The sequence below is a fragment of the Halorubrum shenae genome (assembly GCF_051194165.1).
Taxonomy (GTDB): domain Archaea; phylum Halobacteriota; class Halobacteria; order Halobacteriales; family Haloferacaceae; genus Halorubrum.
In genome coordinates, this window is the sequence record NZ_JBLZNI010000004.1 from 66,742 (window position 1) to 92,727 (window position 25,986).

22 protein-coding genes, 1 tRNA gene and 1 pseudogene are annotated in these 25,986 nt (G+C 66.5%); 15 read left to right on the forward strand and 9 right to left on the reverse strand.

What is annotated here, in order from left to right; translation table 11 throughout:
- Positions 1–117: 117 nt before the first annotated feature.
- A complete protein-coding gene (locus ACNS88_RS06740) occupies positions 118–1,041 on the reverse strand; it encodes a mechanosensitive ion channel family protein (RefSeq protein WP_435095030.1) in 924 nt (307 codons plus the stop codon).
- The gene (locus tag ACNS88_RS06745) at positions 1,041–1,286 is read right to left on the reverse strand and encodes a YhbY family RNA-binding protein (RefSeq protein WP_435095031.1); all 246 of its coding nucleotides are present in this window, start codon (positions 1,284–1,286) and stop codon (positions 1,041–1,043) included. The genes ACNS88_RS06740 and ACNS88_RS06745 overlap by 1 nt, the downstream gene beginning before the upstream one ends.
- Before the next feature lie 166 nt (positions 1,287–1,452).
- On the opposite strand from ACNS88_RS06745, the gene ACNS88_RS06750 reads away from it, so the two are divergent.
- The 3 genes from ACNS88_RS06750 to ACNS88_RS06760 are packed head-to-tail and all read left to right on the forward strand — an operon-like array spanning position 1,453 to position 4,288.
- Entirely contained in the window at positions 1,453–2,526 is a 1,074-nt protein-coding gene (locus ACNS88_RS06750) for a metal ABC transporter substrate-binding protein (protein WP_435095032.1), read from the forward strand.
- Positions 2,523–3,299 (forward strand): metal ABC transporter ATP-binding protein, encoded by a 777-nt coding sequence (locus ACNS88_RS06755; RefSeq protein ID WP_435095033.1) that lies wholly within the window; start codon positions 2,523–2,525, stop codon positions 3,297–3,299. Before ACNS88_RS06750 ends, ACNS88_RS06755 begins: the two co-directional genes overlap by 4 nt.
- 8 nt (positions 3,300–3,307) lie before the next feature.
- Positions 3,308–4,288: a metal ABC transporter permease gene (locus ACNS88_RS06760; RefSeq protein WP_435095272.1), complete on the forward strand. Its 981-nt coding sequence runs from the start codon at positions 3,308–3,310 to the stop codon at positions 4,286–4,288.
- On the opposite strand, the gene ACNS88_RS06765 is transcribed toward ACNS88_RS06760, so the two are convergent.
- Together ACNS88_RS06765 and ACNS88_RS06770 are read right to left on the reverse strand one after the other, a co-directional pair.
- Positions 4,285–6,783, reverse strand: coding sequence for an efflux RND transporter permease subunit (locus ACNS88_RS06765; RefSeq protein WP_435095034.1), 2,499 nt, complete (start codon positions 6,781–6,783; stop codon positions 4,285–4,287). The genes ACNS88_RS06760 and ACNS88_RS06765 overlap by 4 nt on opposite strands.
- An 87-nt stretch (positions 6,784–6,870) precedes the next feature.
- On the reverse strand, positions 6,871–8,592 hold the full coding sequence (locus ACNS88_RS06770) for a COG1361 S-layer family protein (RefSeq protein ID WP_435095035.1): 1,722 nt from the start codon (positions 8,590–8,592) through the stop codon (positions 6,871–6,873).
- A gap of 178 nt (positions 8,593–8,770) precedes the next feature.
- Here ACNS88_RS06770 and ACNS88_RS06775 point away from each other — a divergent pair, with 178 nt between their 5' ends.
- Positions 8,771–9,445, forward strand: a complete 675-nt coding sequence (locus ACNS88_RS06775; protein WP_435095036.1) for a TetR/AcrR family transcriptional regulator — start codon at positions 8,771–8,773, stop codon at positions 9,443–9,445.
- A gap of 28 nt (positions 9,446–9,473) precedes the next feature.
- Here the strand turns inward: ACNS88_RS06775 and ACNS88_RS06780 are convergent, their stop codons facing one another.
- Entirely contained in the window at positions 9,474–10,175 is a 702-nt protein-coding gene (locus ACNS88_RS06780; protein ID WP_435095275.1) for an HD domain-containing protein, read from the reverse strand.
- 166 nt (positions 10,176–10,341) lie between these two features.
- Here ACNS88_RS06780 and ACNS88_RS06785 point away from each other — a divergent pair, with 166 nt between their 5' ends.
- From ACNS88_RS06785 to ACNS88_RS06800, 4 genes are all read left to right on the forward strand, one after another.
- Entirely contained in the window at positions 10,342–11,280 is a 939-nt protein-coding gene (locus ACNS88_RS06785) for a cation diffusion facilitator family transporter (RefSeq protein WP_435095037.1), read from the forward strand.
- A gap of 58 nt (positions 11,281–11,338) precedes the next feature.
- Positions 11,339–12,052: a YqjF family protein gene (locus ACNS88_RS06790; RefSeq protein ID WP_435095038.1), complete on the forward strand. Its 714-nt coding sequence runs from the start codon at positions 11,339–11,341 to the stop codon at positions 12,050–12,052.
- 287 nt (positions 12,053–12,339) lie between these two features.
- The gene (locus ACNS88_RS06795; RefSeq protein ID WP_435095039.1) at positions 12,340–12,804 is read left to right on the forward strand and encodes a PH domain-containing protein; all 465 of its coding nucleotides are present in this window, start codon (positions 12,340–12,342) and stop codon (positions 12,802–12,804) included.
- Positions 12,801–14,630 carry a PH domain-containing protein gene (locus ACNS88_RS06800; RefSeq protein ID WP_435095040.1) on the forward strand — a complete coding sequence of 610 codons (1,830 nt, stop codon included), beginning with the start codon at positions 12,801–12,803 and terminating at the stop codon, positions 14,628–14,630. Before ACNS88_RS06795 ends, ACNS88_RS06800 begins: the two co-directional genes overlap by 4 nt.
- Positions 14,631–14,675: 45 nt before the next feature.
- On the opposite strand, the gene ACNS88_RS06805 is transcribed toward ACNS88_RS06800, so the two are convergent.
- Positions 14,676–15,866, reverse strand: a complete 1,191-nt coding sequence (locus ACNS88_RS06805) for an acyl-CoA dehydrogenase family protein (protein WP_435095041.1) — start codon at positions 15,864–15,866, stop codon at positions 14,676–14,678.
- 177 nt (positions 15,867–16,043) lie between these two features.
- Between ACNS88_RS06805 and ACNS88_RS06810 the strand changes: the two genes are divergently transcribed.
- Positions 16,044–17,111, forward strand: coding sequence for a phytoene/squalene synthase family protein (locus ACNS88_RS06810; RefSeq protein WP_435095042.1), 1,068 nt, complete (start codon positions 16,044–16,046; stop codon positions 17,109–17,111).
- Between the two features lie 22 nt (positions 17,112–17,133).
- Here ACNS88_RS06810 and ACNS88_RS06815 read toward each other — a convergent pair whose 3' ends face one another.
- The 3 genes from ACNS88_RS06815 to guaB all read right to left on the reverse strand — a co-directional run bounded on the left by ACNS88_RS06815 (position 17,134) and on the right by guaB (position 21,394).
- Positions 17,134–19,083 carry a DEAD/DEAH box helicase gene (locus ACNS88_RS06815; protein ID WP_435095043.1) on the reverse strand — a complete coding sequence of 650 codons (1,950 nt, stop codon included), beginning with the start codon at positions 19,081–19,083 and terminating at the stop codon, positions 17,134–17,136.
- Between the two features lie 51 nt (positions 19,084–19,134).
- Complete coding sequence (locus ACNS88_RS06820; RefSeq protein WP_435095044.1) at positions 19,135–19,752, reverse strand: HalX domain-containing protein; 618 nt, start codon at positions 19,750–19,752, stop codon at positions 19,135–19,137.
- 154 nt (positions 19,753–19,906) lie between these two features.
- A complete protein-coding gene (guaB, locus tag ACNS88_RS06825) occupies positions 19,907–21,394 on the reverse strand; it encodes an IMP dehydrogenase (RefSeq protein ID WP_435095045.1) in 1,488 nt (495 codons plus the stop codon).
- Positions 21,395–21,743: 349 nt separating this feature from the next.
- Here guaB and ACNS88_RS17650 point away from each other — a divergent pair, with 349 nt between their 5' ends.
- The 6 genes and pseudogenes from ACNS88_RS17650 to ACNS88_RS06850 all read left to right on the forward strand — a co-directional run bounded on the left by ACNS88_RS17650 (position 21,744) and on the right by ACNS88_RS06850 (position 25,901).
- Positions 21,744–21,950, forward strand: coding sequence for a DUF8099 family protein (locus ACNS88_RS17650; protein ID WP_496923270.1), 207 nt, complete (start codon positions 21,744–21,746; stop codon positions 21,948–21,950).
- Entirely contained in the window at positions 21,951–22,991 is a 1,041-nt protein-coding gene (locus tag ACNS88_RS06830) for a DUF5794 domain-containing protein (RefSeq protein WP_435095046.1), read from the forward strand. It abuts the gene before it with no gap.
- A gap of 86 nt (positions 22,992–23,077) precedes the next feature.
- Positions 23,078–23,305 (forward strand): DUF5795 family protein, encoded by a 228-nt coding sequence (locus ACNS88_RS06835; RefSeq protein ID WP_435095047.1) that lies wholly within the window; start codon positions 23,078–23,080, stop codon positions 23,303–23,305.
- Positions 23,306–23,420: 115 nt separating this feature from the next.
- Positions 23,421–23,595 (forward strand) — tRNA-Trp (locus ACNS88_RS06840).
- 70 nt (positions 23,596–23,665) lie between these two features.
- Positions 23,666–23,980: pseudogene (locus ACNS88_RS06845) on the forward strand (hypothetical protein); the annotation flags it as partial.
- A 523-nt stretch (positions 23,981–24,503) separates the two neighbouring features.
- Positions 24,504–25,901, forward strand: coding sequence for an APC family permease (locus tag ACNS88_RS06850; RefSeq protein WP_435095048.1), 1,398 nt, complete (start codon positions 24,504–24,506; stop codon positions 25,899–25,901).
- Positions 25,902–25,986: the final 85 nt, after the last annotated feature.

The window sequence follows — 25,986 nt, forward strand, 5'->3', positions numbered from 1 at the left end:
TCGTTACTATCGGGAGCCCGGCGGGCCGCCCGGGTACGGCGCCGTCGGCGAGCGCCGTCGACTCCTCGACGGGCGCCTCCGGCTCCCTACCGAGCGCCTCCGCCCCCCGCCGAACGACTACGATTCCCCGCCGAGCGCTGACGACTCTCCGCCGAACGACGAGGGGTCCGTCCACTCGTTCCGTCCCGAGACGGTGCGCTGCGGGAACGGGATCGAGATGCCCTCCTCGTCGAACCGCGCTTTAACGGCCTTCACGTAGTCGGCGCGCGCCTTCACGAAGTCGGACCGGGAGGGGTCGTCGATCCAGATCCGCGACTGCAGGCCGACGTACGAGTCGGCCAGCTCCGTCAGTCGAACCGACGGCGCGGGATCCTCTAAGATCGCGTCGCTCTTCTCGGCCTCCTCGACGATGATGTCGGTCGCCGTCTCGACGTCGTCCTCGTAGTCGATCCCGAAGACGAACTTCAGGCGCAGCGTCTTCTTCGCGACCGGGTTCTTCACCACGTCGCTCGTCAGGGCGTGGTTCGGCACCGTGAGCAGTTCGTTATCGAACGTGCGCACGCGGGTGACTCGGAAGGAGATATCCTCGACGACCCCCGAGTTCCCCTGCCACTCGATCCAGTCGCCGATGCGGAACGGCCTGTCCGTATAAATGAAGACGCCCGCGACGAAGTTCTTGATCACGTCTTGGAGCGCGAAGCCGATCGCGAGCGTCGCCGCGGCGGCGATCGTCGCCAGCGACCGCAAGAACCCCTGATACCCCGCCGCGCCGAACGCGACCGTGACGCCCGCGAACAACACGAGGAACGCGATTATCTTCTGGAGCGGCCGCCGTGCGTGCTCGTCGAGGCCCTGCCTGTCGAACAGCCGCTGGACGATCGAGACGATAACCGATTTATAAAGAACGTACGTTCCGACGACGACCGCAAGAAAGATCGCGGCTTTGATGGCGAAACCGGTTAGGGGCCCGAGGAGCGGCTCCAGCGTTCCCGTGACGGCGATGACCCCCGCGATACCGCCCGATCCCCCCGCGCCGCCCATCAGTGCAGCACCGCCGTGTTTCCGCGCGTTTCGATCAGGTCGGCGTTGACCGCGTCGGCCAGTTCCGCGGCGAGCTCGTCGGTCGTGGTCCCGCCCCGCGCCGCCCGGAGGAACTTCACCTTCACGAGCTTGGCGTCGTCGAGCTGGTCGTCGAGCTCGTCGACGACCGAATCGATACCGTGTTTCCCGACCCAGACGGTGACATCGAGGTCGTGTGCTTCCTTTCGAAGCTGTTGGTCGCTCATACACCGTCCAGTTGGCCGCGCGCATTGAAGCTTGAGGTTTGCCGGTAACACTCCCCGTCCCGCGGCGCGTGGCCGACTCTCAATAACACACTGACATAAAATTAGACAAGTCTAATCTTTTTATTTGACCAGAAGTGTATTATATTCTCCCACTCTAATCACCGGTATGCACACTGACGCGATTGGCTCGTCGGGGGTTTCTCGACGCCGGTTCGCCGCGATCGGTGCCGGCGCCGTTGCGGGCGGGCTCGCGGGTTGCACCGGGAACGCGGCCGACACGGGATCGAACGGGGAGGGGAACGACATCGGCGACGGCAACGGCGGCGACGCCGACGGCTCCACCGTCGTCGCCTCGTTTTTCACGTTCTACGACTTCGCCGACTCCCTCGCGGAGGGGACGGAGATCACGGTCGAGAACCTGATCCCGACCGGCCTCCACGGCCACGGGTGGGAGCCGGATCCCTCGATCCAGCGTCGGATCACCGACGCCGACGCCTTAGTCCACGTCGGCCCCGATTTCCAGCCGTGGGTCGACCGCGCGATAGACACCCTTGCGGCCGAGTCGACCGAGACCGAACTCATCAACGCCCGAGCGGGCGTCGACCTCATCGACCTCGCCGACTCGCTGACGGAAGACGAGGCGGTCGAGGGGGCGAAGGACCCGCACTTCTGGCTCGATCCGCAGCGCGCGACGGCCGCGGTCGAGAATATCGCCGACGGGCTGGCCGCGGTCGACCCCGACCACGAAGCGACGATCCGAGAGAACGCCGCCGCGATTGACGCGGAACTCGACGCCCTCGACGAGGAGTGGCAGGCGGTCTTCGACGCCGCCGAGCGCGACGTGGCGTTTCTGGCCGCGCACAACGCGTTCGCGTACCTCGCCGAACGGTACGACGCGACGATCGAGCCGCTCGTCGTGAACCTCGCGGCCAGCAACGACGTCCGACCGGCCGACATGCAGCGAGCCCAGGACACGATCGCCGAACACGGCATCCGGCACATCGGCGCCGCCGTTTTTGAGCCGATCCGCCCGGCGCGACAGCTCCTTCAACAGACCGACGTCGAGGCGTACTACCCCGTGACGCCGTACGCGGGGACCGCGGAGTCGTGGGTCGAGCGCGGGTGGGGGTACTTCGACATCGCTCGGAAGGTGAACCTCCCGACGTTCCGGATCCTGCTCGGCGTCGACGACCCCGAGGACGTGACGTTCGCCGACTACGGGCGCAACTTCGAGCCATGAGCGGGGAGCACACGCCGGCCGTCGACGACGACCCCCTCGTCGAGGCCCGAGACCTGACGTTCGGGTACGCCGCGGTCCCGGTCGTCGAGGACGTGAATCTCCGAGTCGACCGCGGCGAGTACGTCGGAATTGTGGGACCGAACGGCTCCGGAAAAAGCACGCTGCTCCGGCTCCTCTTGGGGCTCCACGAGCCCGACTCGGGGACCGCGGAGCTGCTCGGTCACCCTGCCCGGGCGTTCGCGGAGCGCGAGCGCGTCGGCTACGTCGCACAGGACGTGACCGAAGACGAAAAGCGGATGCCGATCACGGTGAGCGAGGTCGTCTTGATGGGACGGTTCCCGCACGCCGGGTTCGGTCGGGTGACCGCCGAGGACCGCAAACTCACCCGCGAGGCGCTCCGAACGGTCGGGATCGAACACCTCGCCGACCGCGAGATCACCGCGCTCTCCGGGGGCCAGCGCCAGCGGACCTACATCGCTCGGGCGCTCGCCGGCGAGGCGGAGCTGCTCGTCTTGGACGAGCCGACGGTCGGGGTCGACGCCGAGTCCGTCGACGCCTTCTTCGAGCTCCTCGACGGGCTCGTCGCCGACGGGCTGACCGTCCTGTTGGTCGAACACGATATCGGCGCCGTCATCGAACACGCCTCGCGGGTCGTCTGTCTCAACCGCGAGGTGTACTTCGACGGCGATCCGGTCGCGTTCGCCGAGAGCGACGCGCTGGACCGCGCGTACGGGACGAACGTGCGCCGCGAGGAGGGAGGGATCCGGACGTGACGCCGCTGCTGTCTTCGTCGACCCTATCGATCCTCGTCCTCTCCGCCCCGTACGACCTCCTCGCTCGGCTCGTGGGGCTGTGGAGCGACGGGCTCGGGTGGGTCGGCAAGCGGCTGGGGATCGGAATGCTCGACTACGTCTTCATGCACCACGCGTTCCTCGTCGGCGCGCTCATCGCGGTGATGGCGCCGCTTATCGGCACCTTCCTCGTTCACCGCCAGCTCGCGCTGATCGGCGATGCGCTCGCGCACACCGCGTTCGCGGGCGTCGCCGTCGGGCTGTTCATCAACTCGCTGCTCGGTACCGGGATCTCCCCGTACGTCACGGCGATCGTCGTCGCCGTGATCGCCGCCTTAGCGATCGAGCTGATCGCCGAGACCACCGACGCGTACAACGACGTGTCGATGGCGATCGTGCTCTCGACCGGGTTCGCGCTCGGTGCGGTCCTGATCAGTTTAAATACCGGCGGGCTCGCGGTCGGGATCAACCAGTACCTGTTCGGGAACCTCTCGACGGTCTCGCGGGAGAACGCCGTCCTGTTGGTCGTCCTGTTCGCGGTCGTCGCGCTCGTCGTCACGGCCACGTACAAACAGCTGCTGTACGTGACCTTCGACGAGACCGCGGCCCGCGTCGCCGGGGTCAACGTTCCCTGGTACAACCGTCTGATGACGACGCTGACCGCCCTCGTCGTCGTCGGCGCGATGCAGATCATGGGGGTCATCCTGGTCGCGGCGATGCTCGTCGTCCCTGTCGCGGCGGCGGCCCAGCTCGCCCGCGGGTTCCGCGAGGCGCTGCTCGCGTCGGTCGTCCTCGCGCAGATCGCCGTGCTCGCCGGGATCACGCTCTCGTTCCACTACAACACGACCGCCGGCGGCACCATCGTCCTCGTCGCCGTCGCGGTCTACATCGTCGCGGTGCTCGTCGGGAAGGTGCAGTCGCGGCGAGCGGGGGGCGCGGGAGACGATCCGGCCCCGGCTCCTGAGCGCTAGTCCGCCCGCTCGCCGGTCGATCCGCGGAGTTCCCCGCCGAGGCCGAGTCCGACTCGGTCCCCGTACCGGTCCCAGACGACGACGAGCGAGGGGACGAGCAGGATCGAACAGAGGTAGGCGTACAGCACGCCCAACGCGAGCAACACGCCGAAGTCGCGGAGCAGCGGGATCACCGCGAGCCACAGGACGCCGAGCCCGCAGACGGTCGTGAGCATGCTCCCGGTGAGCGCGCCCCCGGTGCCGGCGATGGTGATGTCCAGCGCCTCGTCGATCGCGTGGCCCGCCTTGTACTCGTCGACGAACCGATGGACGAAGTGGACGGTGTAGTCCACCCCGAGCCCGATCGACACCGAGAGGATCGGGGCGTTGATCGGCGTCAGCGGAATATCGAACAGCCGCATCGACCCCACGAGCAGCCCGACCGTGACGAGCACGGGAACAAGGTTGAGCAGGCCGTACACCGCCTTCCCCTCCAAGTAAGCGTACGAGAGGGCGAGGAAGACCGCCGTGAGCCCGAACGCCGCGAAGAGGCTCCGGATCGCGGACTCCGTGAGCCTATCGATGACGGCCTCGTTGACGACGAGCTCGCCGGTCGGCACCGTCTGGAGGGGCGTGCGCTCGGACAGCTCGCGGACGTCCGCGACCGCCTCGGAGTTGTCGACGCCCGGCCGAATCGTGTAGTCGATCCGCGCGCTCCCGCGGTCGTCGGCGAGGTAGCCGCGGGCCTGCCCCTCGGCCGGGGAGTCGAGCAGGGCGTCGTACACCTCGTCGACGTTGCGGTCCGGCACCCCAGTGCCGAGCCGGTCGTTCCGGTCGACGAGGGTCGCGAACTCCGGGTCCCGCGCGGCCTGGTCTTCGATGACGGTCACGACGCTGGTCGAGGCGGCCCGACGCTCGTCGGTCGTTTCGAAGGTGTCGGGCGGGTTGCGCGTGGTCCGGTCGATGAGCTCTAAGGCGTCGTCGTCTCTGACCGACTGGTCGACGTACAGCGTCACGCTCCCGACGAAGCTCTGCTCGAACTCCTCTTCGAACAGCGTGAGCACTCTGAGGAACGTGTACTCCGTCGGCGCGAACGGCTCCGGGAGGTTCGAGTACGTCTCCAGCCGGTCCTCGTCGGGGAAGAACGCCTCCTCGGAGAACTCCGTGTTCACCCCGGTGCCGTACGCGCCCCCGGCCGCGCCGCCGACGAGGAGTAGGACGACGACCGCGACGGGGGCGACCCTCGAGAGGTCGACGCCGACCCGAAGCACGCGGCCAAGCCGAGAGCCCCCGGTCCCGAGCGCGGTCGTGCCGAACTCCGGGATCGGGAGCCGCTCGCGCCAGCGGTCCGCCAGCACCTTCACCGCGGGGAGGAAGATCCCGAAGACCGCGAGCGTGAACACGATTCCGGCGGCGGCGACGATCCCGAAGTCGCGGTTGGGCTCGAAGGGGCTCACGACGTTCGAGACGAGCCCGAACACGGTGGTGATCGTGACGAGCAGGAAGGCGATGAGCAGCTGGTCGGTCGTCGTCCGCATCGCGGCCGAAATCGAAAGCCCCTCGCCCCGCTCCTCGCGGTACCGGTTGACGATGTGGATCCCGAAGTCGATCCCGACCGCGAGCAACAGCGGGAACACGGTGATAAGGGAGTCAGAAAAGGGGATCCCCGCGTATCCCATGAACCCGAACGTCCACAAAATTCCCATCAGCAGCGCCGCGAGCCCGATCGCCATGTCAATCGGGTCGCGGTAGGCGAACACCAGGAACCCTAAGATGAGCAGCAGCGCCGCGGGGAACACGATGATCGCGGTGTCGCTGAGCAGCGCGGTGATCTCCGACTGGAGCACGCCGTCGCCGAAGAGGATCGCGTTCTCGCCGGCCTCGTTGCCCGGCACCGAGTCGACGACCTCGACGCTTCTCGTCTGGAGCTCCGTCACCCGGGCGGTGGTCGCCGCGTCAGGCACGTCGTAGGCGATCCCGACGATCGAGGCGCCGGCGGCCTGGGCGGTCGGGTTGTAGTCGACCGACACCTGCGCCGCGATCGCTCCCGTCGCGTCGGCGTCGTCGATGGCCGCACGCAGTTCCCGCGGTGTCGCCTCAGCGACCGCGTCGCGGCGCTGGGCGGCCGTCTCCGCGCTCGGATCGAGCTGTCGAGCGATCGCGTCCGCGTGGCTCGACGTCGACCCGACTCGGAGCGTCGACCGCGACTCCAGCCGTTCTTGCGTCTCCAAGATTCGGATCAGCGCCGACCGGGAGAGGACGTTGTCGTCGGTGACGATCAGCTGCGCGGCGGTGGCCGACCCGCCGATCGACGTCTCGAACTCCTCGTCGATGTCGTCTAACGCCCGCTGAGCCGGGATGTCCTGGGTGAACTGATCGGCGCCAGCGCTCGTCTCGATCCCCCCGAGTCCGCCGACGGCCACGACGCTGATGAGGAGGAAGACGACGACCACCGTCACCGGCCGTTCGGTGACGAACTCGTCGACGCGCTCGACGAACCGATCGGCCGCGGTCACGGTCGCCTCCGCCGGGCTCGCCGGAGCCGTTCGGAAATCGGATTCACCCGCTCGCGCGGTCGGTCGGACGTTGGACCCGTCATCTGGTTACCGCCGCCGGTACCACACGGCTGCGCCCGCGCCGGCGACCACGACGAGCAGGCCGACGACGATCGGGACAATCGGGAGCCCGCCGTCATCGGTGGACTCGGTCACCTCGATCGGGAACTGTGTCACGTCCGAGATGCGGTCGTTGCCCCGCTCGTCGTTGTATCGGAAGTCGAGCTCGATCGGGTGGGTCTCGACGCTCGCGTCGGGCGCCGCTGTCACCTCGAACCAGATCTCGGTCGACTCGCCCGGCTCGAGCTCGTCGACGAACGCCTCGTCGTTGGGGGCCGAGAGCGGGCTGTCGGCGTACAGCCCGACGTTGATCGACGAGAGGGTCTCCGGGCGCTGGTTCGTGATCTCGAAGGAGACCCGTCGCGTCTCGCCCGCCGGCACGGTCGTGTTGTCGGCGACGAGGCCGAACTCGGGCTGGCGCGGCGCGACTTCGATCCGGCGCGTCTCCTCGACCGCGATCGTCGCGTCGCCGCTCGTGTACTCGGTCGTGAACCGGAACTGCCGCGGCCCGGGGTCGGCGTTGCCGTTCACGTCCGCGTCGAAAGCGAAGTCGACCGACTCGCCCGCCGGGATCTCGGGAAGCGCGTACCGGCTCTCACCGAGGCTCACGCGCTGGCTCTGCGGGTCGACGATCAACACCGCGTCGTCGACGTCGAGCGGGCCCTCGTTCGTGAGCGTCCCGGAGACGGTCCCCGAGTAGCCGACCTCGAGCGTCCCCTCGACGTCGTCGACCGAGAACGACTGCTCGGGGGCGGGGACGACGCCCGCCCGCGAGGAGGGTGCGGTCGTCTCGATCCCGTCGCGGTCGCGGTAGTCGACCGTCGAGACGAACGCGTACGCCCCGCCGCCGAAGTCGGGCGAGACGGTGGAGTCGAACGTCACGGTCCGGTTCTCGCCCGGCTCCCAGTTCCCGACGAACGCCTCGCCGCTGCCGTCGCTGCCGATCACGGCCCCGCTGCCGGTCGTGGTCCCGGTGACGACCGCGTCGCGGGCGACCTCGTCGCCGACGTTCCGGAGGGTCGCGGTCACGTCGCCGCTCCCGCCGACCTGCGCATCGGTCCCAGTGTCGAGGATCGCGAACCGCGCGCCGTCGTCGACGACGACCGTCAGGTCGAAGCGGTCGATCCCGCGGCGGTCCTTGTGGTCGTTGAACTCGGGGATCACCTCGAAGGTGTACCGGTAGCGGGCGGTCACCTCGACCTCGTACTCGCCGTCCGGAACGTCGCCGGGGACCGTGACATCGAGCGGGACCTGAACGGGGCTCGCGTCGGTCCGAACGTCGCCGACCACCGTCGTGCCGTCGCCCACCTCGATGGGCACGTCGCTGTCGTCGACTTCGAGGGTAAGTCCGCGGGCGGTCGTCACGCGCGAGTCGAGGTCGTTACCGAACTCCATCTCGCCCGTGTTGAGGATGTCGACCGTTACCTGTGACTCGGCGCCGCTCGGAACGGTTCGCTGAGAGAGGAAGAGTTCGAGCACGGGCGAGCCGCGGATCTGTCGATCCGTCTGGGCGACCACGTCGCCACCGTCCGCGTCGCCTCCGACCGCACTCACACCGACCGCGTCGCTCCCGACCAGCGTCGCCTGTCCGCCGTCGAGCGTGTCGCCCGCCGCGGGTGTGGCGCCCCCGGAGAGCGCGACGCCGGCGACGAGCGCTCCGGCCGCGACGAACGCGAGCGCCAGCGTGGCGATCCGCGCGGACCGACTCATCTCCGTCCCCCGACGCGGGGGCGCCGGTGACCCCCGTGGTCCGTGCCGCGGGATCCAGCAGACCGCCCACCGACCGCGTCGAATCGAATCATACGTTCGTGTCGGACGCTCGTAACATAAGCGTGTTGAATGAACGTTCAATCAGGAGTGATATATACGCGCCTCCGGTAGCTGACGTATGAATGACCCGTTCGCGGAGCCGGCCGACACCCGGCAGGCGATCCTCGGCGCGGCGTTCCGGGCGCTCTGCGAACACGGGTACGCCGATCTCACGATACAGCGGATCGGCGAGGAGTTCGACAAGAGCCCCTCGCTCGTCTACCACCACTACGACGGGAAAGACGAGCTGTTGGTCGACCTGCTCGGATTTCTCCTCGACGACTTCGAGGCGTCCGTCTCGGCGGGCGCGTTCGACCTGACGCCCAGAGAGCGGCTCGACGCCTACGTCGCGGCGACGACCGCCCCCGACTCGATACCCGGAAGCTACGGCCCGGACGGGCCGTTCATGACCGCCATCATCGAGCTCCGCGCGCAGGCTGCGACCGACGACGCCTACCGCGACCACTTCGACCGCAGCGACCGGGTGTTCGGCTCGTTCCTCGAACGCACCGTTCGAGAGGCGGCGGCCGAGCTGCGGGAGGAGACCGAGTCCGAAGGACGGACCGAAATCGGCGCGGTGGAATCCGACGAGACCGTTTCGCCCGCCGAGGTCGCGTCGACGCTCCAGACGCTCGCGACCGGCGGGATGCTGCGCTGGGCGACGACGACCGACCGCGAGTGGATCGACGACACCCGGACGGGGATCCGGCGGTACGTCGAGACGGCGCTCCCGAGAGTCGACCCCGACGCCTGAGCGGGAACGGTCGCGCGACGGAGTCAGATCAGCGGTCGGTGACGCCGTCGACGTCCATCCGCGAGACCTCCTCTTCGAGCCACTCTCGCAGCCACTTCACGCGCTTGATGCGCTGGTGCGCGATGCTCTCGGCGGTGTCGGAGACGACGCGTTCGGTGTGATCGTTAGCGCGCTGGAGCACTCGATCGACCATCTTCGCGGCGTCCATGTGGGTCCGCGACTCGTACCCCATCCGGAGTATCATTAAGACGGCGCCGTTCGCCCCGACCTTGTCGAGCAGGTCGGCTTCCATCAGACACCGGCTCTCTAAGGGCACGTTCGTGAGATCGCCGGTGTAGGAGTGGTCGACGACCGCGCCGCACACCTCCTCGATAAACGACTCCGGGTAGTTGCCCCGGCTCTGTAGGTACTCGCGGGCGACGCGCGCACCGGCCTCGGCGTGGACGTCCTGTTCGGCCTCCAGCTTCGACACGTCGTGGAACACCGCGGCCACGCGGACCACGTCCACGTCGGCGCCCTCCTTCTCGGCGATGTCTGCGGCCAGGTCGACGACGTTGAGGATGTGATTGAACCGGTAGTCCGCGGAGTGCCACGGGTACCACCGCATTCGACCGCCGTCCTCCTCGCTCTCGACGCTCGCTGCGAGGTAATCTCTCACAAACCCCTTCATCTCCGCGAAGTCCTCGTCGCTCACCTCCGTTTCCTTAATTTCGACGCCCACGGGAACCACCTCGGGCGAAAAACTCATCGTTCATTATCGTAACCGAGGAGCGTTTCGTTCTTAGTCGTTACGACGGGTGTATCCGCTCGGATTCGCTCGGATTCGCTCGGATTCGCTCGGCCCGTCCGACCCAGACGACGAGGTTCTTAAGGTCGGGCGGTGACCAGCGACACGTATGTCGGGCCCCTGGGGAAGCGGCGAGAAGGCGCGGTTCCAGCGCGCCGCGGGGGTGAACGTCGTCGGTAACGCCGTGAAGATCGTCGTCGAGGGGTCGGTGGGCGTCTACTTCGGCAGCGTCGCGCTGGTGGCCGACGCCGCCCACTCCGTCGCCGATCTGGTCGCCAGCGCGGTCGTGTTTATCTGGGGCGGGTCGCGGTACGACGCCGCCGACGAGACCCACCCGCACGGCCACCAGCGGATCGAGCCGTTAACCGCGTTGCTGGTCGGTGCGACGATCGTCGTGCTCGGGCTCTTGTTGCTACGGGAGTCGATCCGCGGTGTGATCGGCGCTCACAGCCCGCCGCGCCAGAGTCTCCTCCTCATCGGCGCCCTCCTCTTCGCGATGGCCGATATGTACCTGCTGTACTGGTACACGGAGCGGGTGAACGCCGACCTCGGGTCGACCGCGCTCGACGCCCTCGCCGTGGACTGTCTCAACGATATCTACACCACAATCGCCGCCTTGGTCGGCGTGTTCGGCGTGTTCGTAGACGTCCCGATACTGGATCCGGTCGCGGGGGCGCTCGTCAGCGTCCTCGTCGTGTACCAGGGGATCGAGATCGGCCGCGAGAACGTCACGTACCTCGTCGGCGCGGCGCCGCCCGACGCCGACCGCGAACGTGTCACCGACGCGCTCCGCGAGAACCCCGCCGTCGAGGGCGTTCACGACCTGACGGTGTTCTACGACGGGACCGACCTCGAAGTCGAGGTCCACGTCGAGGTCGACGGCGAGATGACGCTCCGACAGGCCCACGACGTCGAGACGGAACTGGTTACGGGGCTTCGGGGATTAGACGACATCGGCGACGTCCACGTCCACCTCGACCCCTCGGGGGTCGGCGAGTGGAAGGACGCCGAGGACGGCGGGGATCGGGCCGGCGGCGACGACGCATAGCGTCTCCCCCGGCCCGGCTCAGCGTGCGGGTTAACCCGTCGGCGCCCCTACCATACGTATGGTCAAACGGCGCTTGCTGGAGATGACGTGGCGCGACGGGCTGTTCTGTCACTGGCCGGTCGATCCCGCCGTCGTGTCCGAGACCCTGCCCGACCGCCTCTCGGTCGCCACCCACGAGGGCGACGCGTACCTGAGCGTCGTCGCCTTCGTGATGGACGACATCCGTCCCCGCGGGGCGCCCGTCGGACTTTCGTTCCCGGAGCTCAACCTCCGGACCTACGTCGAGGGCCCAGACGGCCCGGGCGTGTACTTCTACAACCTCGACGCGGACGACCGGCTCGGCGTGTCGGTCGCGCGGCGGCTGTTCGCCCTCCCGTACTACCGCGCGGAGATGGACGTGGTTCGCCCCGGAGCCCCTCGACGGTCGGAGACCGGGATCGACCCCGTCCGCTTCACCAGCCGGCGGACCCACTCCGACGTGCCACACGCGCGGTTCGACGCGACGTACGAGCCGACGAGCGAGGCGTTCGCCGCCGAACCGGGGTCGCTCGACGCCTTCCTCGTGGAGAACTACCGCTTCTACGCCGCGGGGGACCGGCTGTACCGCGGTGAGATCGCTCACGAGCCGTGGACGCTGCGGGAGGCGACCGTCGACTGCCGGACGAACACGCTGTTCGAGGCGAACGGGTTCGCTCGGCCCGACGGCGACCCGATCGTTCGCTACGCGGAGCCGATCGACGTGGGCGCAGACCGGATCCGATCGGTCCGCTGAGTTCGCCCCCGGAAGACGGATGCTCCTCCGAAACGACTCGCCTGAAACGGCCGCCTTCCGGCCGATAGTGGGAGTCAGTGTTCCAGAACGGTCGTCTGGGTATGAGGTAAATCCGGGTGTCGCTCGCGGCTGTTTATAAGTGACCGACTGCTCTGCGGTGGACCGCTTAAGAGCCCCACTCGACGACGGATCGACGGCGATCGATCCCCGCCGATTTCGCCCGGACTTATACGTCGGCGCCGACAACCACGGCGCATGACACTCGGACGCGCGCCGGGGGTGCGTCGATGACGACACAGACGCTCCACCCCCGCGTTCAGGTCGTGTGGGTCCTCCGTGCGGTTCTCACTGCCGCGGTGTTGACGGTGCCGTTCGCCGGCGCCGTCTACTTCAATCGGCTCCCGGAGTGGGCACCGGTCGCCGCGGGCGCGGTCTTCCTCGTGCTCGGTGTGGGTCACGCGATCCTCCGGTACCGTCGCTGGAGCTACGAGATCCGAGAGGACGCGCTCTACCTCGACCGTGGCGTGGTCACGCAGGTCCGGACGACGGTCCCGCTGGTGCGGATTCAGCACGTCGACTCGCGGCGGGGTCCCGTCGAGCGCGGCGTCGGGCTCGCCTCCTGTGTGGTGTACACGGCCGGCTCTCGCGGCGCGGACGTTCGGATTCCCGGGCTCACGCCCGACGGAGCGAGCGACCTCCGCGAGGAGCTGAAGCGACTGGCGATCCGCGCGGACGGGGAGGACGCGGTGTGAAACTCGCGCCCCAGTCGGTCCCGTACCGCGCGCTCCAGAAGGTGTCGGGGTTCGTCGTGATCGCCTTCTTCATCGTGAACAGCAACGACTGGGGCCTCCCCGTGGCGGCTGCCGTCGGCGGCACGATCCTCCTCGCTGCGCTCGCGTACGAGGCCGCGTACTACCGGCGGTTCGACTACGAGCTGACCGAGGACACCCTCGACATCTCCTCCGGCGTGATCTCGCGGCGCGAGCGGGAGATCCCCTACCGTCGGATCCAGAACGTCGACGTGAGCCGAAGCGTGATACAGCGGGCGCTCGGCGTCGCCGCAGTCGATCTGGAGACCGCCGGCGGCTCCAGCACGGAAGGGTCGATCCGCTTTGTCACCCCCGACGAGGCGACCCGGATCCAGCGCGAAGTCCAGCGCCGCAAGTCGGCTGCCTCCGGCGAAGAGCCGGACGGCGAAAGCGGGGACCGATCGGAAACCGGATCGGGAGCGAAGTCGGGCGGCGTCGGCCCCGCCGAGGAGGAGCTGTTCGCGATCTCTCCGGGCGAGCTCGCCTTAGTGGGGGCGCTGTCGTTCGACGGTCGGCTCATCGGGCTGTTGGCCTTTTTAAGTTCGGGGTCGGTTCCGGTGCTCTCGAGCTTCATTCCGGACGCGTCGGCGGTCGCGCTCACCGCGACCGCGATCGTCGGCGTCGGCGGGCTGTTCCTCGTGTCGTGGGTGATCGGCGCGGGGCTCGCCTTCTCGAACTACTACGGGTTCCGCCTCTCCCGCGCCGGCGACGAACTCCGGTATGAGCGCGGATTGTTCCGTCGATACAGCGGCTCGATCCCGACTGCGAAGGTGCAGGCGCTCCGGCTCACCGACAACCCCGCCAAGCGGGCGCTCGGCTACGCCAGCCTCTCCATCGAGACCGCCGGCTACGCCCCCGGACAGGGCGGCGAACAGGGAAGCCAGGCAGCCGTCCCGATCGCGACGACCGATCGGGTGTACCGGCTGGCGCGCGAGGTCGAGTCGTTCGGCGACCCGCGTTTCAGCCGCCCGCCGAAGCGGATCCGGTGGCGCTACGCGTTCCGGTACACCATCGTTGTCGGCGTCCTCGTTGCGATCGCGTTCGGGATCGACTGGTACCTCAACGCCGGCCTGCCGTGGTACGCCCCGGCCGCGCTCATGCTCGCCGTGCCGCCGGCGGCCCACCTGAAGTGGAAGCACCGCGGCTACTGGCTCGGCGAGGACCACCTCCTCACCCGCAACGGGTTCTGGAGCCGCACCGTGACCGTCGTCCCGTACTACCGGATCCAGAACGTCATCGACAGTCGGACGATCTTCCAGCGCCGCTGGGACGTTGCGACGATCGTCGCTGACACCGCCGGAAGCAGCTCCATCGCCGGCAACGACGCCGCCGCCGTCGACTTCGCGACCGAGGAGGCGGTCGACCTCCGTGGGACTCTCCGGGAGCGGCTCCGGGTCGCGGTCGCGGAGCGACGGGACCTTGAAGACCCGTTCGAGTGGTTCGACGGCGACGTGGAGGGTTCAAGCGAGACCGACGAGCCGACCGGTGAGGGCGGCGAAGCGCCCGCGAACGAAGACGACGAAAGCCCGTCGGAGATTCCGGACGACGGCGTGGTCCGGCCCGACTTCTCGGGGAGCGATCGCGACTACTCTCAGCCGGCCGAGCGGATCGACACCGGGGAGTACGCGGTTGACCGCAACCCCTCGGACATTCACGACACGAACCGGAGCGAAGACGAAGAGCAGGCGGAAAACGACAAAGCGGACGCCGAGAGCGACGGAGACGGCGGTGACGAGACCGGGACTGAGTCGGACGACACCGAGAAATAGGGTGTTGCTTGCGTCGCCCGCACCTCCCGTGCCACCCTCGCCACCCTACTCGTCGAGGAGCTGTTGGGCGATCGTGTTTCGCAGGACCTCGCTGGTCCCCTCGTAGATCTCCGACAGCTTCGCGTCGCGGTAGAAGCGCTCCGCGGGGAAGTCCTTCGTGTAGCCGTAGCCGCCGTGGATCTGGATCCCCTCGTTGGCGACTTCCCGGGAGATCTCGGAGGCGTACAGCTTCGCCTGCGCGGCCTCCTTGATGTAGTCGTCGTCGCGCATCTTCAGGTCGGCCGCCTCGTGCATCAACAGCTCCGCGGCTCGGGCCTTGGTGTCCATGTCGGCGAGCTTGTGCTGGATCGCCTGGAAGTCGGCGATGGGACCGTTGAACTGCTCGCGCTCCTGCGCGTACGACGTGGCCTCGTCGAGCGCCGCCCGCGCGATCCCGACCGAGCGCGCTGCGATGGTGATCCGGCCGCCGTTGAGCGTTTTTAAGGCCTGCACGAACCCCTCGCCCTCCTCGCCGAGGCGACGCTCCTCGGGGATCCACATGTCGTCGAAGCGGAGTTCGGCGGTCGGACACCCCTTGTCACCGAGCTTGTCCTCCGTGCCCTCCACGATGAAGCCGTCGTCCTCCTCCGGCCGGACGACGAACGAGGAGATCCCCTTCCGCCCCGCGTCGGGGTCGGTCTTCGCGAACAGCGTGACCGTGTCGGCGACGGAGCCGTTCGAGATCCAGAGCTTGCCGCCGTTGACGAGGTAGCCGTCGCCGTCGCGCTCCGCGGCGACGCCGCTCCCTTCCGAGGCGCCCTGCGCCTCTCGCTCCGCGGTGGTCGACATCGCCGGTACGTCCGAGCCCGCCTCGGCCTCAGAGAGCGCGAAGGCGCCGATGTCCTCGCCGGTGTTGAGCGCGGTGAGGTACTCTCCCTTCTGCGATTCGTCGCCGAACTCGTACAGCATGTTGCCCGCGAGCGACGTGTGAGCGGCGACGACCGTGCCGAGCCCGCCGGAGCCGCGCGCGATCTCCGCGAGCCCGATCGCGTAGCTGTGGTAGTCGAGCCCGGCGCCCTCGTACTCCACCGGGAAGGGCATCCCCATGAGCCCCAACTCGGCCATCTCGTCGATCAGGTCGGCCGGGAACTCGTCGGTCTCGTCGATCTCGGCGGCGCGCGGAACGACCTCCTCGTCGACGAACTCCGCGACTGTGTCCCGGATCTGACGCTGCTCTCCGGAGAGAGTGAAGTCCATGCGTGTCGCTGTCCGCACGGAAACTTAGCCGTTTTCACACGGTTGTACACGGGCCCGGTGTTGGGTAGAGTGGAGAGCGGAGAGAAACAGACATCGCGGAGCCACGACCGCTCCCGCGAACCCTCCGGTCGTTCCACGAGGCTTTTTATGCGTTGTAACGTAACTGTCCGTAACCGAATGAGCGGACGAGAACACGGTCCCGTCGAGCCCGACCTCGACTGGTGTCACGAGGCGGTGCAAGGCGTCTCCCGGACCTTCGCGCTAACGGTCGACGTGTTAGAGGAGCCGATGGCCTCACACATCTGTGTGGGGTATCTCCTCTGTCGAGTCGCCGATACCGTCGAAGATGCCGGACACATTCCCCCTGAAGCCCAAAGCGATGTGTTGCGAACGTATCGGCGCGCGATCGACCCCGACGACGACACCGAGATCGCGGCGTTCCGGGACGCGGTCGACGAGTGGCTCCCGGCGCCCGCAGAGCGCAACGACGACTGGGACGTCGTCGCCGAGGTGCCGACGATCGCGGCGACGTTCGCGGAGTTCGATCCCGAGGCGCGGGAGGCGATCGTGCCGCCCGTGTTGGAGATGGTCGACGGGATGGCGATGTTCGTCGACCGCCACGCCACCGAGGGCGGGCTCCGTATCGACGACCGCGACGAGCTCGAACAGTACTGCTACTACGCCGCCGGCACGGTCGGGAACCTCATCACGAACCTGCTCATCCGCGGTGACGTCACCGAGGACCGCGCGCGGCGCCTCCGGGACACCGCCGAGGAGTTCGGCCTCCTCCTCCAGCTCGTGAACGTCTCGAAGGACGTGTACGACGACTACACTGAGGAGAACAACGTCTACCTCCCCGCGGAGTGGCTCGCCGACGAGGGGGTCGATCAGGAACGGGTCATCGACCCGGAGAACCGGGAATCGTCCGCTCGCGTCGTCGGCCGGACCGCCGAGTACGCCCGATCGTTCCTCGACGACGCGCAGGCGTACTTAGAGACGATGCCGCTCTCGAACGGGAACACGATGGAGGCGTGGACCGTCCCGTACCTGCTCGCGGTCGGCACCCTCCGCGAGCTCAGCTCCCGGCCCGAGGACGCGCTCACCGAGACCGGCGTGAAAATCTCTCGACAGGAGGTGTTCGCGGTGATGGCCGTCGCGGGCGACGCCGGCCGCGGCTCCCTCGCGGACCTGCGGCAGACGATCGCGCGCACTCCCTTCCACCGGGCCGTCGAACCCGCGGACTGATCGGCGTTCTCCTTCTCGCCAGCTACAACTGCGAGCGCGCCCTCGCGACCGCCGGGACCCGCACTCCGATCGTCTCGGCAAGCGCCTCAGTCGCGCTCAACAGCCACTCCGCGCGCTCGACGCGGGAGTCGAGATCGCCCGGACCGAGCCGGTAGGACTCCACCAGCTCCTCGACGGTCGCGCCCCCGATCCACTCGTCGAGGATCCGCGCCGTCTTTACCGACTCCAACCACGCTTCGAAGTCGTCCGTCTCGTCCATCGCCGTCGTCAGCGTCCCCGCGTTCGCCCGCGCGAACCGGTAGATTTCGGCGCGCTCCGCGTTACCGAGGTAGGTGTCCTGCATGTCGGGCGTGTCGCAGATCACCTCGAAGACGGTGAGCGTCGTCGCGTTGGACATTCCCGCCGCGGTCCGGAGCCCGGAGACGATCCGTTCGGCCGTTTCCGGTCTGACGTACTGCCTCGAGGCCGTCTTCCCGACGGGTGTGGCGACCAGCCGGTACGCATCGACGCCGCCCGTCCCCGTCTCTCGGCGGACCAACCCGGCCGCAACGAGATCGTCGACCGCGTCAGCGATGGCGTCTGCCAGCCCACCGGCGCCCGCTTCCCGGGCGTAGAACGTCCCCTCGAACACGTCGAGGATCTCCGTCTCGGTCTCGGCGAACCCGGTCGCGACCGCCGAGAGAACGTGCGTCCGGAGCGACGCCGGGTCGGCAAGCGTCGACTCGACCGCCTCCGGCTCCCCATCGATGTACCGTTCGACGAGTTCGGTCTCGGTGTCCGCGTCGCCGACGAGGACGGCTTCGCCGTACGGGTCCAGTCCGGGGCGCCCGGCGCGGCCGCACATTTGGTGAACCTCGAGCGTGGGGAGCCACTCCATCGCCGACCCCGCGTATCGCTTCTGGTCGCGGACCACGACCCGCCGCGCGGGGACGTTGACGCCGGCGGCCAGCGTCGGGGTCGCGCAGATACAGGCGAGTTCGCGGTCGCGGAACGCCTCCTCGACGACCGCCCGGTGGCCGGCCCGGAGCCCGGCGTGATGGAACGCCACGCCAGACCGCAGGCAGTCGGCCAACTGTCGGCCGGTGGCGGTACCGTCCACGTCGGCGGCCTCGTCGCTCGCGGCCGCGGCGGCTGACTCGACCCCCAGCCGCTCGGCGAGGCCGTCGTCAGCGAGCCGCTCGGCCAGCGCAGCCGCCTCTCTCCGCGACCGGACGAACGCGAGACACTGACCGCCCCCATCGACTGCGTCGGCGACGAGGGCGGCGGTGGCCTCGGTGTCGTCGGGGGTCTCCTCCGCGTCGTCTCCCGCGTCCACCGTCACCGCCGTCTCGTCGTCGAACGTCACGTCTCCGTCCACCGCGACGCCGGTCCGGAGGTCGACGGGGCGCCACTCGGACTCCACGAGAGTCGCATCCAGCCACTCCGCGATCGCCTCCGGGTTGTCGACGGTCGCGGACAGCGCGACGACCTGTAGCTCGGGGTTCCGCCGACGGAGCGTCGCAAGGGTCACTTCGAGGGTCGGGCCGCGACGCTGCGCGCCGAGGAGGTGAACCTCGTCGACCGCGACGCAGGCGAGGTCGTCGACCCACGGCGCGCCGTTGCGGATCGCGGAGTCGACCTTCTCGCTCGTGGCGACCACCACGTCGTTGCCCGCGAGCGCCTCGCCCGTCGCGTTGAAATCTCCCGTCGAGATGGCGGCGTCGACGCCCGGCAGCGCCGCGAACGCCTCGTACTTCTCTCGGGCGAGCGCGCGGAGCGGGCAGACGTACAGTCCGGGGCCCTCAGCCGTCAGCAGTGCCAACTCGGCGATGAACGTCTTTCCGGATGCGGTCGGCACCGCGGCGACGACGTTCCCGCCCTCACAGACGCCAGCGTCGACCGCGGCCGCCTGCGGCGGGTACAGCTCGCGGATCCCTTGGTCGGCGAAGTGATCGACGAACCGCTCCGACAGCGGGAGGTCGCGAACGCGCATTTGATTTGCTCGTTCGACGGGATCGCACTTAAAAAGTCGCGCGGGGGTCGGTCACTGCTCGGAATCGACGTCGATATCGGCATCGTCGCCGGCGTCGAACTCCTGGAACATCTTCTCGAAGTCGTCGTCTTCCTCGGTCACCGCCTCCAGCGACTGGTCGGCTTCCGACCGGAGGTCGGCGATCCGGTCAGTGAGCTCTTGGTACTCCGTGTTGTCAGCGAGCTCGGTCGCGCTCTTCTCGGTCTCGAGCATCGCTTTCTTCGAGGTCAGCGAGAACAGGTCCTGCATTTCGGCGTCGTACTCGCCGCGGCGGAGCAGACCCTCGACCGTCTCACGGAGGGTATCGCTGGTGACCGGCTTCACGAGGTAGTCGTCGAAGCCCATCTCGAGGATGTCGAAGTCGGGCTCGACCGCGGTCACCATCGCTACGCGGCAGTCGATGCCGCGATCGCGAACTTCGACGAGGACCTCGTCGCCGGACAGTCCCGGCATCCGGCGGTCCAACAGGATCGCGTCGACCTCGTTGTTGGCGTCGTCGAGTTCGTCTAACGCCTCCTGGCCGCCGTACGCGGTCCGAACGCGATACTCGTCGCCGAGCCAGGCGGCGTACAGGTCAGCCAGGTCTGCTTCGTCCTCCACCACGAGGACCAGCGGCGGTTGCTCACTCATGGATTCTCGGAGCGACGACGTGTTCGCTCACACATTTTGTCTCTGCGCGGAGTATATTAAAATACCTCTTCGGGACCACGACACCAGTTCCGATATCGGGTTGACTCCGCCCGGGGATCGACTCGGAGTTCCGAACCAGCCAACTATCGCCGCGTCACTCGTTCGGGCTGTAGTTCGGCGCCTCGTCGGTGATCATCACGTCGTGCGGGTGCCCCTCCGTCTGGCCGGCGCTGGAGACGCGAACGAACTCCGCGCGGTCGTGGAGCTCCGTGATCGTTCCGGCGCCCACGTACCCCATCCCGGAGCACATCCCGCCCGTGAGCTGGTGGAGCTCGGAGGCGAGACTCCCTTTGTAGGGGGTCGCCGCCTCGACGCCCTCCGGGACGAACTCCTCGTCTTCGTCCTCCTCCTTGAGATAGCGGTCGCCGCCGCCGGACTTCATCGCGCCGACCGAGCCCATTCCGCGGTACTGCTTGTACTTTTTCCCCTGCATCGTGATGACTCGGCCGGGCGCCTCGTCGGTGCCGGCGAAGTAGGACCCGAGCATCACTGCGCTCGCGCCCGCGGCGAGCGCCTTGATCGCGTCGCCGGAGTAGCGGATCCCGCCGTCGGCGATCACCGGGACGCCGTGTTCGGCGGCCACGTCGGCCACCTGCGAGACGGCGGTCATCTGGGGCATCCCCGCGCCGCTCACAACGCGGGTAGTGCAGATCGACCCCGGGCCGATACCGACCTTCAGCCCGTCTGCGAAGTCGACGGCGGCCTCGGCGGCCTCCTGCGTCCCGACGTTGCCGACGACCACGTCGGCGTCAACGGTCTCTTTGATCGCCCGCGCCGAGTCGAGGACGTTGAGGTTGTGCGCGTGTGCGCAGTCGATGAAGATCACGTCGACGTCCGCCCCGTCGGCCGCGACGGCGCGCTCCTCTTCGAAGGGACCGACCGCGACGCCCGCGAGCAGCCGACCATGCTCGTCGCGGGCGGCCTCTTCGTGCTCGCGACGCTGGAGGATTCCCTGCATCGTGACAAGGCCGACGAGCCCGTCGTCCCCGTCGACGAGTGGGACGCGTTCGATCTTGTGGTCGTACATCAGCTCCAACGCTTCGCGGGCCTCGACGTCTTCGGGGGCCGTGATCACCTCGTCGGTCATGGCCTCGCGGACGGCGTCGTCCTCGCCGACTTCCAGGTACGGCCGGATGTCGGTGCCCGAGATGATCCCGAGAACCGTGTCGTCCTCGTCGACGACCGGGGCGCCCGAGACGCCCTGACGCTCCATCACGGCGTCGGCCTCGCGGACGGTGTCGTCGGGCGAGACGGTCACGACGTCTTCGCGGCGGATGACGAGTTCGTGCGCGCGCTTGACGCGCTCGACCTCTTCGGCCGTCTCCTCGACGGTCATGTTGCGATGCAGGACGCCGAGCCCGCCCTCGCGAGCCATCGCAATCGCCAGGTCGCTCTCGGTGACGGTGTCCATCGCCGCCGAGAGTATCGGAACGGTGAGTTCGACGTTCCTCGAGACGCGCGCGGAGAGGTCGGCGTCGTCTGGCTCGACCCGACTTTCTTTGGGTTTTAAGAGTACGTCGTCGAAGGTCAACGCTTCCGGAACATCGAGTTTTGCCGAGAATCGGCCGGAGTCTGTCGCCATATAAACCGTCATGAGTGGCCGATAAAAAGCGTTGCGAGACAGCATAGACGTGTACGTCGTTGTCATCCATATTCACGTTATTTGCAGTATCATGGATCATTTCCTGGCCGGCGTCGGTTTGTGTACGAATGTCAGTGTTCAGAGTCACGGTCGACTCAACACAGATATCCGCCGACAAGCAGCAATCGAGTCGGCCATCGAAAGCGGCGCCGCTCCGAGGAATTGCCACCCGTTTCGCGGTTCGGTCGACATATTTAGGAGGTCGGTATAAATGCCGTGTCCCGATCTCTCGATCCGTGCGGGCACGCCTCACACAACCTTTAACGCAACCGAAACAGATATATTAGGTATGGACTCCGACAGTCCCGTGAACGCGCGCATCGCCGGCCAGCCGATTCTCCACCTCGGCGCCCGCTTTACAGCCGGCAATTCGCGCAATCGCTTTACATGGGCTCGTCGGGCCGCTCGCGGATTCGACTCCGCATGCCGGGCCCTCGGCTATCGCCGGTCGCCCGCTTCCTACCGTGTACCCGTCGGTCAGGGTCATCGCCCCTGAATGAGCGTCTCTCGTCACCCGATTGCGCTCCGATTGGAGCAGCGAGTCGGGAGCGCGACGAAGTTGCTCGCGACCGTGATGGTGCTGCCGCTCGTCGACGGAATCTTCCCCGCCTTAGTCGTCGCCGGCGTTCTGACGACCGCAACGGGCGTGATCGAGACGGGGATACTCATCTTCGGCGGCTCTGCGACCGCCGCGGTGATACTCGCGGAGATGGACGGTACCCGCCGACAGATGGCCGGATCTGTGCTGCTGATCGGCGCGATTGTCGTTCCGATCGCGGCGCTGGAAGCCGCCTTCGCCCCCACGTTCAGAGCGTTCCTGAACCTTCCCGTCTTCGAGCGCTTCGCCGGGCTGGTGATCCTCACGATCGCCGCCAAGACCGCGAGTTCGGAGATCGGCGAGTATCTGCCCAGCCCCGGCGTCATCATTTCGCTCGGGCTCGTCGCCAGCTTCGATCCGAGCGGCTTCGCGATGCGCCGGAGCGAGATGATGTCGCCGGAGTATGTTCTCAATGGCGCTGCCGCGGCCGGCGTCGGCGTCGCGTTCGCGTTGGCGATCGCGCTGCTGTCGCCGCATCTGCGCGGACGCGTCGACATCGACCGGTTCCGGTTCGGCTCGGCCGTCGCGCTGGGCGTGCTCGCGCTGCCGATCCTGCTCGGCCCGTTCGACATCATGCAGACCGAGGTCCCTATCGCGCTGGCGGTACTCGCGGTGACGACCTTGTTCGCCTACGATCCCAACGCTGGGCCGGCCGGGGACACCGCGGACGAGACCGCCGGGGACGACCCCGACGATGGCGATGGCGCCGGAGGCGGCGCTGACGCCGTCGATGAGACCAGTGCCGACAACGATGACGCAGCAGACGACGGCGGAGACTCGGACCCGACCGAACCGCCGCTCGACGCGCCGACCGCGCCCGGCCCTATCGTCGACGACGACGTGGCCGTCATTGCCAACGGCGGCGATCCCGGCGCAAGCGAAGGAGGAGACGACACGGATCCCTTCGCGGATGACGACTCTCGGGCGCCCTGGCTGTAAGAGTTGTCGAGGTCGGGAAGGCGGTCGGCCGGCCGCCCCGCCTCATATGTCGCCGGGGTTTAGGTGCTCGGCCGTATACGACTGGTATGTCAAATCGCGTCGTGCAGGGGCGGATGGTGACGCCGAAGAAGCTCGCAGAGCTTGTCGAGGGCGAGTCGGTGCTCGAAGCCGAGTCGATCGCGGATGCCGACCGCGACTGCCCCGAGTGTGGGGGCGACGTCATTTCCGTCGGTTACATGCCGAGCGTGACGGAGTTCGTGACCGGCTACAAGTGCCAGGAGTGCGACTGGAGCGCCGACGACCGGGAGGAGTGAACCCGCGGCGTCGTCGGAACGCTCTTCCACATCGTTCCGCCGTCACGTCGCCCGATCGCTTGCGATCGAAACCCCTTTATCTGCGTTTCGGCAATCACCTGATGCGAGATCACGCGGGGCTGTGGCCAAGCCAGGCATGGCGACTGACTCCAGAGGCTTGCGCCCGGGACGACACTCCAGACTGATATACCGAGCGGCCGACTGATCATCGGTCGTGTTGACGACCCTCTGGAGTTCCGAGGCGCACCGGAGATATCAGTCGATCGGGGGTTCAAATCCCTCCGGCCCCATTACCTTGTTCCTCAACCGCTGAGCGTGGAGTTTCTCGACGAAGCGGCAGAGGAGTTTGCCAATTCGTAGATGCAGGTCGTTGCTGATACCTCGGCCCTCGTGAGTCTCGGAGTCGTGGTCGACGAACTAGCGGAGACCGCGGCCTACGACGACGCGTCCGGACGCGCCGCGAAGGCGGTTCTCGACCGCCGTGATCAGTTTGTGGTTCGTGACGTCGACCTCGATGAGGCGTTTCCACTAGATGACGGTGAGAACGCCGCCGTTCGACTGGCGAACGACATCGAAACGACACAGTTCTACTGTGACGAATTCAATCGACTGGCGCTTATCCACGCGTCGCTAACCACTGCACGACTAGTCACGTCACCGATTTTACTGATGGTGGGCTGAATCACCTGTGAGAACACGTCTGTGAATGTATCGCTGTAGATTCTGCCAGATCTCGGGACTGTTCACGCGGCCCTGCTATATACAGCGCGCGAATGTGTCATGAGCGGCTGGCCGACTCCCGTTGAGAAATAATGCTCAGTACTGGGCACGTAGACATCAAAAGATGTTAGAAGTAGTATACAATCGCATATAGAGCGAGAATTCCGCCAAATAGAACAGTCCCTTCTGCCCCGATCTCTGCTGATAGTTGTAGCAGTTCTCCTATTGCTGTGGTACTTTTGCCCGTTCTCAATTGGATAGGGAACATGTGAATATCAACACACGGTTGCGGTGTCTGCTGGGCCTGCCGTGTCGTCTAGTGTACGAATGTCACTACTCAGCCGGACCTGTTTATATCATTTCATTAGCACCACGTTAGATATTATAAATAATTTATACTATCTACTAAAACCTTAAAATATAGTACTTATACTACTGCTTACGAAGAATTAACTTCATACAGAACAAGAAATACGTAATGGGCGAAGGAGATCTGAGTCGAGACTTAGGGCTATATTCAGCAGTGACGCTAAGCATGGGGGCAATGATCGGTGGCGGGATCTTTGTTCTCCCTGCCATCGGCTACAAGAAGGCAGGACCAGCAATCATCGTTGCCTACCTACTAGCTGGGTTAATTGTCCTCCCAAATGCACTCTCAAAGGCGGAGATGGCGACAGCGATGCCGGAGGATGGTGGCACCTATATCTATATTGACCGAGCGATGGGTCCGCTGTTTGGCACGATTGCAGGTATCGGCGTCTGGTTCTCCCTTGTATTCAAAAGTGCGTTCGCGCTTGTTGGTCTCGGTGCATACCTGTTATTGCTCGTGAGTATTCCGGCTACCCTCGTGAAAGTGGTTGCACTGGTTCTCGGGGCTACTGTCATCTTACTCAATATCGTCGGGACCGAAAAAAGCGGTCAGGTACAGGGTATCTTGGTAACGCTCGTCGTACTCGTGCTTGGGGCCTACATCGTCGGTGGAGTTGGAACCGCAGAGTCAGTTCAGTATGCGCCGTTTGTCACCCACGGAATCGGGGGGATTGCCACCGCCACTGCTTTCGTCTTCGTCTCGTATGCTGGGATCGGAGAAGTCGCCTCTGTTGCCGAAGAGATCACTGAGCCTGGCCGGAACATCCCGCGTGCAATGCTCATTTCTATTGGAGTAATGATGGTGATTTACACCGCCGTAGTGGGCGTTATCGTTGGCATTGTGCCAGCCGAGACACTCATTCACGGCGGCCCGGACGGTGGCACCTCACTCACTCCGATGGCTGACAGTGCCGAGAGAGTGTTCGGTGGTGTAGGTGTCACAGTGATCGCTGTTACCGCCGTGCTTGCACTTACTAGCATGGCGAATGCGGGCGTTTTAGGAACGTCTCGGTTCCTCCTTGCGATGAGTCGCGACTCGCTTTTGCCTGAGCAGGTCGGCCAGATCAACTCCCGATTTTTAACCCCAGTAAACGCCGTTCTCGTGACTGGTGCGGTGTTGCTCGCGCTCATCGCGTTTGTTCCAGTTGTCAACCTTGCAAAGTTGGCTAGTGCCTTTCTTATCCTCGTCTTCTCCTTAGAAAATCTCTCTGTGATTATCTTTCGGGAGGCCGAGATCGACTTCTATGACCCTGACTTTCGCTCTCCCGGATACCCGGTGGTACAGATTCTCGGCATGATCGGTGGTGTCATATTAATCATCCAGATGGGACTACTCTCAATCATGGGTGCGATTGGAATCAGTATTGGAAGCGCTGTCTGGTACTTCGCTTATGCGCGCTCACATACTGACCGTACCGGCGTATTAGCAACGTACTTCGACGGTGACTCAGATTTGTCGGAACCACCGGATGAGGCTACCATCAACTCAAAGCCGGAAGAAGACTAAGAACGACCAACGGGCGGGATACTCTGTACTCTTATGCTTGGGAGTGTCTTGAAATGGCACGACTGAGCGGGATTGCTAACCCCTC

Bases quoted from the DNA above. Each gene is read 5' to 3' on its own strand.
- ACNS88_RS06790 (WP_435095038.1), top strand. From the start codon at position 11,339: ATGGTCAAACGGCGCTTGCTGGAGATGACGTGGCGCGACGGGCTGTTC.
- ACNS88_RS06745 (WP_435095031.1), bottom strand. From the start codon at position 1,286: ATGAGCGACCAACAGCTTCGAAAGGAAGCACACGACCTCGATGTCACC.
- ACNS88_RS06810 (WP_435095042.1), top strand. From the start codon at position 16,044: ATGAGCGGACGAGAACACGGTCCCGTCGAGCCCGACCTCGACTGGTGT.
- ACNS88_RS06785 (WP_435095037.1), top strand. From the start codon at position 10,342: ATGTCGGGCCCCTGGGGAAGCGGCGAGAAGGCGCGGTTCCAGCGCGCC.
- ACNS88_RS06805 (WP_435095041.1), bottom strand. From the start codon at position 15,866: ATGGACTTCACTCTCTCCGGAGAGCAGCGTCAGATCCGGGACACAGTC.
- ACNS88_RS06835 (WP_435095047.1), top strand. From the start codon at position 23,078: ATGTCAAATCGCGTCGTGCAGGGGCGGATGGTGACGCCGAAGAAGCTC.
- ACNS88_RS06850 (WP_435095048.1), top strand. From the start codon at position 24,504: ATGGGCGAAGGAGATCTGAGTCGAGACTTAGGGCTATATTCAGCAGTG.
- ACNS88_RS06750 (WP_435095032.1), top strand. From the start codon at position 1,453: ATGCACACTGACGCGATTGGCTCGTCGGGGGTTTCTCGACGCCGGTTC.
- ACNS88_RS06740 (WP_435095030.1), bottom strand. From the start codon at position 1,041: ATGGGCGGCGCGGGGGGATCGGGCGGTATCGCGGGGGTCATCGCCGTC.
- ACNS88_RS06820 (WP_435095044.1), bottom strand. From the start codon at position 19,752: ATGAGTGAGCAACCGCCGCTGGTCCTCGTGGTGGAGGACGAAGCAGAC.
- guaB (WP_435095045.1), bottom strand. From the start codon at position 21,394: ATGGCGACAGACTCCGGCCGATTCTCGGCAAAACTCGATGTTCCGGAA.
- ACNS88_RS06755 (WP_435095033.1), top strand. From the start codon at position 2,523: ATGAGCGGGGAGCACACGCCGGCCGTCGACGACGACCCCCTCGTCGAG.
- ACNS88_RS06795 (WP_435095039.1), top strand. From the start codon at position 12,340: ATGACGACACAGACGCTCCACCCCCGCGTTCAGGTCGTGTGGGTCCTC.
- ACNS88_RS06770 (WP_435095035.1), bottom strand. From the start codon at position 8,592: ATGAGTCGGTCCGCGCGGATCGCCACGCTGGCGCTCGCGTTCGTCGCG.
- ACNS88_RS06775 (WP_435095036.1), top strand. From the start codon at position 8,771: ATGAATGACCCGTTCGCGGAGCCGGCCGACACCCGGCAGGCGATCCTC.
- ACNS88_RS17650 (WP_496923270.1), top strand. From the start codon at position 21,744: ATGGACTCCGACAGTCCCGTGAACGCGCGCATCGCCGGCCAGCCGATT.
- ACNS88_RS06830 (WP_435095046.1), top strand. From the start codon at position 21,951: ATGAGCGTCTCTCGTCACCCGATTGCGCTCCGATTGGAGCAGCGAGTC.
- ACNS88_RS06815 (WP_435095043.1), bottom strand. From the start codon at position 19,083: ATGCGCGTTCGCGACCTCCCGCTGTCGGAGCGGTTCGTCGATCACTTC.